Annotated in this window: 6 protein-coding genes; 1 reads left to right on the top strand and 5 read right to left on the bottom strand. The window is 60.0% G+C overall.

Going from position 1 to position 4,905, the window contains the following annotated elements; translation table 11 throughout:
- Positions 1 to 1,286, bottom strand: a 1,286-nt coding sequence (locus OP495_RS16485; protein ID WP_280570797.1) for a cryptochrome/photolyase family protein, incomplete at its 3' end; no start/stop codon positions are given.
- Between the two features lie 108 nt (positions 1,287 to 1,394).
- Between OP495_RS16485 and hemH the strand changes: the two genes are divergently transcribed.
- Positions 1,395 to 2,381, top strand: a complete 987-nt coding sequence (hemH, locus tag OP495_RS16480; protein ID WP_280570795.1) for a ferrochelatase — start codon at positions 1,395 to 1,397, stop codon at positions 2,379 to 2,381.
- Between the two features lie 83 nt (positions 2,382 to 2,464).
- On the opposite strand, the gene OP495_RS16475 is transcribed toward hemH, so the two are convergent.
- From OP495_RS16475 to OP495_RS16460, 4 genes are all read right to left on the bottom strand, one after another.
- On the bottom strand, positions 2,465 to 2,866 hold the full coding sequence (locus tag OP495_RS16475; protein ID WP_280563052.1) for a Na+/H+ antiporter subunit G: 402 nt from the start codon (positions 2,864 to 2,866) through the stop codon (positions 2,465 to 2,467).
- A 10-nt stretch (positions 2,867 to 2,876) separates the two neighbouring features.
- On the bottom strand, positions 2,877 to 3,146 hold the full coding sequence (locus OP495_RS16470; RefSeq protein ID WP_280563053.1) for a K+/H+ antiporter subunit F: 270 nt from the start codon (positions 3,144 to 3,146) through the stop codon (positions 2,877 to 2,879).
- On the bottom strand, positions 3,140 to 3,637 hold the full coding sequence (locus OP495_RS16465; RefSeq protein ID WP_280563054.1) for a Na+/H+ antiporter subunit E: 498 nt from the start codon (positions 3,635 to 3,637) through the stop codon (positions 3,140 to 3,142). The genes OP495_RS16470 and OP495_RS16465 overlap by 7 nt, the downstream gene beginning before the upstream one ends.
- Positions 3,634 to 4,905 (bottom strand): monovalent cation/H+ antiporter subunit D (locus OP495_RS16460; protein WP_280570793.1); only part of this gene is annotated, 1,272 nt, incomplete at its 5' end. The genes OP495_RS16465 and OP495_RS16460, both read right to left, overlap by 4 nt.

Raw genomic sequence — 4,905 nt, 5'->3', positions numbered from 1 at the left:
CCCGAGGCACAATAGGGCTTGGAGCCCAGGTAACCGCCGTCGGCATGCAGCACCATACCCAGCGTGTTGGGTAGTTCGACCCATTCGCAGGCGTCGGCGTAAACCGCGAGATACCAATCGCACAAGGCCGCAGGACGCACATCGCAGAGCAGAGCGAAATTGCCCGTGACCATCAAGCGCTGGATGTGATGCGCATAGGCATTGTCGTGCGTCATTTCGATGGCACGCTTGAGGCAGCGCAGATCGGTATCGCCGTCCCAGTAGCACTGAGGAAGTCCGCTGCTGGTACCGAGCTTGTTCTCGCGCTTGTAAGCGGGCATACGGTGCCAGTAGATACCGCGAACGTACTCTCGCCATCCCAGTATCTGGCGAATGAAACCCTCGACGGCATTGAGTGGCGCCGCACCACGTTGCCAAGCGTCTTGCGCCGCCTCGCATACCTCTCCGGGGGATAGCAGACCGATATTGAGTGCAGCGGAGAGCCTGGAGTGGAAGAGGTAGGGCGCCGTATCGCTGATGGCATCCTGGTAGGTACCGAACGCGGGCAAGGCTTGGGCGACGAAGTGGCGCAGATCGGCAAGCGCCTGGCGTCGGGTGACGGACCAGTTGAAGCCTTCCAGGCGTCCGACGTGATCGGCAAACCGTGTCTCGACGAGAGCCAGTACTTCTCGAGTGATGGCGTCCTGACGATGGCGAGGCGGTGAGGGTGGCGACGGTGCGTCATCGATGGGCGCACGATTGTCGCGGTCGAAGTTCCACTGCCCGCCGATCGGTGCGTTGCCGTCCATCAGTAGCCCGGTGCGTCGACGAAGCATGCGATAGAAGTCTTCCATGCGTGGCCGCTTGCGGCCTTCCATCCAGGCATCGAAATCGCGGTGAGAACAAAAGAAACGGGTATCTTCAACGATATGCCAGCGCGGTGTTCGGGCCTGCGCCTGCCGTGCCTCCATGGCCTCCAGCAGGCGCCACTCTCCTGGCCGGGTCACGTGGATCTCATCGCAGTCGTAGCGTTTCGCCAGGCGTTCAGCCTCTGCGATCAACGAGTGTCGGTTGTCGGGATCGTCGAGAGCCGAATAATGCACGCGATAGCCCCGCTGGCGCAGATCGGCGGCGAAATGTCGCATCGCAGCGAGCATCATGGCGATCTTTTGCGGATGGTGGGGAACGTAGCGTCCTTCTTCATCGACTTCGCAGAGAGCGACCGTTGCCTCTGGCGGCGCATCCTGCAGTATGGGCAGCGTCAGGCTAAGCTGGTCGCCGAGCACGAGCCGTAATGACTTGGGCATAAGTTATCCAAATATTGTACAAATGGCCTTAATAGTATAACGCGATAAGCTCAATGTGCCCGTGCTTGTTACACTGATTGACTACGGTCTTTTACAGGAGAGGTTTCAATGGGGTCAGCTCCCTTTGGTGTCATGCTCGTCAACCTTGGAACGCCTGAGGCGCCGACGGCGTCAGCGGTGCGTCGCTATCTGGCGGAATTCCTCGGCGACCGGCGTGTGATCGACCTGCCGCGTGCCAAATGGCTACCGATTCTGCATGGCATCATCCTGCGCATTCGGCCACCGCGTGTCGCCAAGGCCTATGCCTCCGTGTGGGGAGAGGATGGATCGCCGTTGCTCGCCATCGGGCGCCGCCAGCAATGCGCGTTGAAGGAACGACTGGCGACGCGTATGGGCACCGAAATCCCCGTCGAACTGGCGATGACTTATGGCAAGCCTAGTATGGAGGAAGCCGGCCTGGCGTTGCGCGATGCCGAGGTCGAACGCATCCTGGTGCTGCCCCTTTACCCGCAGTTTTCCGCCACGACGACGGGGGCGGTATTCGACCGCCTGGCGCGTGCCCTGGCGCCGTGTCCGCATTTGCCGGAGTTGCGTTTCGTGCGCGACTACCATGATCATCCGGCCTATATCGAGGCGCTGGCAGAAAGCGTTCGCGAGCATTGGGCGGCGCATGGCCGGCAGTCGCGACTGCTGCTTTCCTATCACGGCATTCCCAAGCGTTACGCCGATGCCGGTGATCCTTATCCACGACATTGCGAAGAGACCAGCCGTCTGGTGGCCGAGGCGTTGGGGCTCAATGCAGATGAATGGCGCCAGACTTACCAGTCGCGTTTCGGACGCGAAGAATGGCTCAAGCCATATACAGACGAAACCTTGAAGGCATGGGGCGCCGAGGGTCTCGAGGGCGTCAACGTGATCAGCCCCGCCTTCGCTGCCGATTGTCTGGAAACGCTGGAAGAGCTTGAGGTCGAAAATCGCGGCTATTTCGAGGAGGCGGGCGGCGGTGACTACCAGTATATTCCCGCGCTCAATGATCGCCAGGATCATATCGACCTGCTGGCCTCGCTCGTCGAGCAACATACCCAAGGCTGGTAGCGCCGCTGAGCGTTTCGACAAGGCCTATATGCAAGACGCCCGATGGCGAGCCATCGGGCGTCGAGTTGGGCATCAGACGCAGTTCAGGGCAGTTTGGAACTGCCTTGGGATGCTTCCTCGAGGGTGCGCTCATCATCATCGTCCTGAAGCTCCTCGGGGTTGCCACGAGTACGGGAGTCGTAAGCGAGCTTCTGATGCAATGCGCTCTTGCTCAGCAGATGCGCGGAGACTGGGGCGGTGATGAACAAGAAGATGGTGATCAGCAGTTCCTGCAGGCTGGGCCCGCTTGCGAGCAGGCTGAAATAGGCGATCGAGGCCAGCAGTACACAGCCAACGCCCAGCGTAGAGATCTTCGAGGGGCCATGCAGGCGCATGTAGAAATCCTTCATGCGTGCCAGTCCCAGCGAGCCGATCAAGGCGAAGATGCTACCGGCGATCAAGAAGAAGGCGATGACACCTTCCATCAAAGTATATAAGGCAATCATGGTTCCTCCGCTATTCGATGATGTCGCCACGTAGCAAGTACTTGCAAACCGCCACGGTGCTCACGAAACCGAGCATGGCGATGAGCAGCGCCGCCTCGAAATAGGTACGATGCCCCAGCCAGATACCGAACAGCACGATCAAGGCGATGGAATTCACGTACATGGTGTCCAGTGCCAGAATGCGGTCAGGAAGGCTGGGGCCGACCGCGACCCGGTACAAATTGAGCACGACTGCGACCGCGAACAGTGCCACGCTGATCTTGAGGGCAAAATCTAGCATTCGAAGATCTCCTTGAGCGTACGCTCATAGCGCTCATGGATATGACGCTTCATATCGTCGATATCGCCTACATCCAGAGCATGGATCAACAGGGTCTTGCCATCCATGCGCAGATGCGCCGAGACCGTTCCCGGCGTCAGAGTGATGGTGCTGGCCAGCATGGTGATCGCGAAATTCTCCTGAAGTTCGAGCGGATACTCGATGAAAGCGGGGCGCGCCCGTCCTCGCGGGTCGAGTATGACTTTGGAGGCCTCCAGGTTGGCGACCACGATATCGAGCAGCACTCGGCAGAAATAGCGCAGCATGAGCCAAGGCTTCTTGATCCTGGGCTGTGCCTCCCAGAAGGGCTTGGTAATCAGCGGGATGACGATGGCCAGAAAGCTGCCGAGCAGCCAGTGTCCGAAGGCGACGCCATTCATCAACAGTAGCCACACGATTAGTAGCAAGACGGACAGCAGCGGCATCGGTAGCCACTTGCGAGGACGAATCATGCATCACCTCCAGTGTCGCCGCGAGCGATGATTGACTCGACATACGCATCGCGGTCGAGCAATTGGGCGGCGGTCGCCTGGGTGAACGCCGTAATGGGGCCGGCGAAGGCCACCATGAGCGGCGCACAGCCGATCAGAATGAGCGTGCCGGTGATGCGCAGTGGGCCGAGCGTGATACCGGTCTTCTCGCCTGACGCCCGCCAGAAGATGGTCGAGCCGGTGCGAGATAGCGCTATCAAGGACGCTAGCCCGCTACCCAGAAGGATCGGCCAAAGCCAATGCTGCTGGGCCGTTGTCGCCGCTTGAAGCAGCAGGGCCTTGCCGAAGGCGCCGGATAAAGGCGGCAAGCCGGCCATGGCGATGGTGCCGGCGAAGAAAAGTAGACCCAATGTGGCGGGCTGCGTCAGCGTGCGGGACTGTACGATGCGCGCCCCGGCTTTGCCACGTTGCTGCGCGATGGCATCGACCAACAGGAACATGCCGCCACTGACCAAGGTGGTGTGGGTCAAGTAATAAAGAAGTGCGCCTAGCGCGGCTTCGCTGTGCATGCCGATGCCCGCCAGCAGTGTGCCCGCCGAGACCAGAATCAGGTACGCCACCTGGGTACGCATGTCACGTGCGGATAGCACGCCTACGGCACCCAGCGTGAGCGTGGCCAAGCCTAGCCACCATATCCACGGCTGGGCGAGGTTTGCCAGAGGGCCGGCCTGCTCACCGAAGATCAGCGTATACACACGGATGATCGAATAGATCCCGACCTTGGTCATGATTGCGAAAAGGGCCGCTATTGGTGCCGGCGCAGCGGCATACGCGCGCGGCAACCAGAAGTATAGCGGCAACATGGCTGCCTTGAGCCCGAACACGATCAGCAGCAACAGAGCGCCGGCCTTGACCAGCCCCAGGTCGGCGGTATCCAGCGTCGTCACGACCGCTGACATGTCGGCCATATTGAGCGTGCCCATGGTGCCATAGAGGATGCCCAGCGCGATTAGAAACAGCATCGACCCTAGCAAGTTGAGCGCCACATAATGAAAGCCTGCATGTGTGCGTGCCTTGCCGCCGCCGTGCATCAACAGCGCATAGGAAGCGATGAGCAGTACTTCGAAGAAGACGAACAGGTTGAAAAGGTCGCCAGTCAGGAAGGCGCCGTTGATACCCATAAGTTGCAGCTGGAACAATCCGTGAAAGTTCGAGCCTTGCTCGTCATCACCGGCGCAGGCATAGAGCAAGCTGCCCAGCGCCAGTAGCGACGTAAGCATCACCATCAG

Origin of the sequence: Chromohalobacter sp. 296-RDG (genome assembly GCF_029889885.1) — a bacterium.
Lineage (GTDB): Bacteria > Pseudomonadota > Gammaproteobacteria > Pseudomonadales > Halomonadaceae > Chromohalobacter.
Note: the sequence above shows the minus strand (reverse complement) of the source record. Positions and strands in the feature narration are given on the sequence as shown.

What these genes read in the sequence shown, in the direction of transcription:
- hemH (WP_280570795.1), top strand. Translation starts at nt 1,395, where the DNA reads ATGGGGTCAGCTCCCTTTGGTGTCATGCTCGTCAACCTTGGAACGCCT.
- OP495_RS16475 (WP_280563052.1), bottom strand. Translation starts at nt 2,866, where the DNA reads ATGATTGCCTTATATACTTTGATGGAAGGTGTCATCGCCTTCTTCTTG.
- OP495_RS16470 (WP_280563053.1), bottom strand. Translation starts at nt 3,146, where the DNA reads ATGCTAGATTTTGCCCTCAAGATCAGCGTGGCACTGTTCGCGGTCGCA.
- OP495_RS16465 (WP_280563054.1), bottom strand. Translation starts at nt 3,637, where the DNA reads ATGATTCGTCCTCGCAAGTGGCTACCGATGCCGCTGCTGTCCGTCTTG.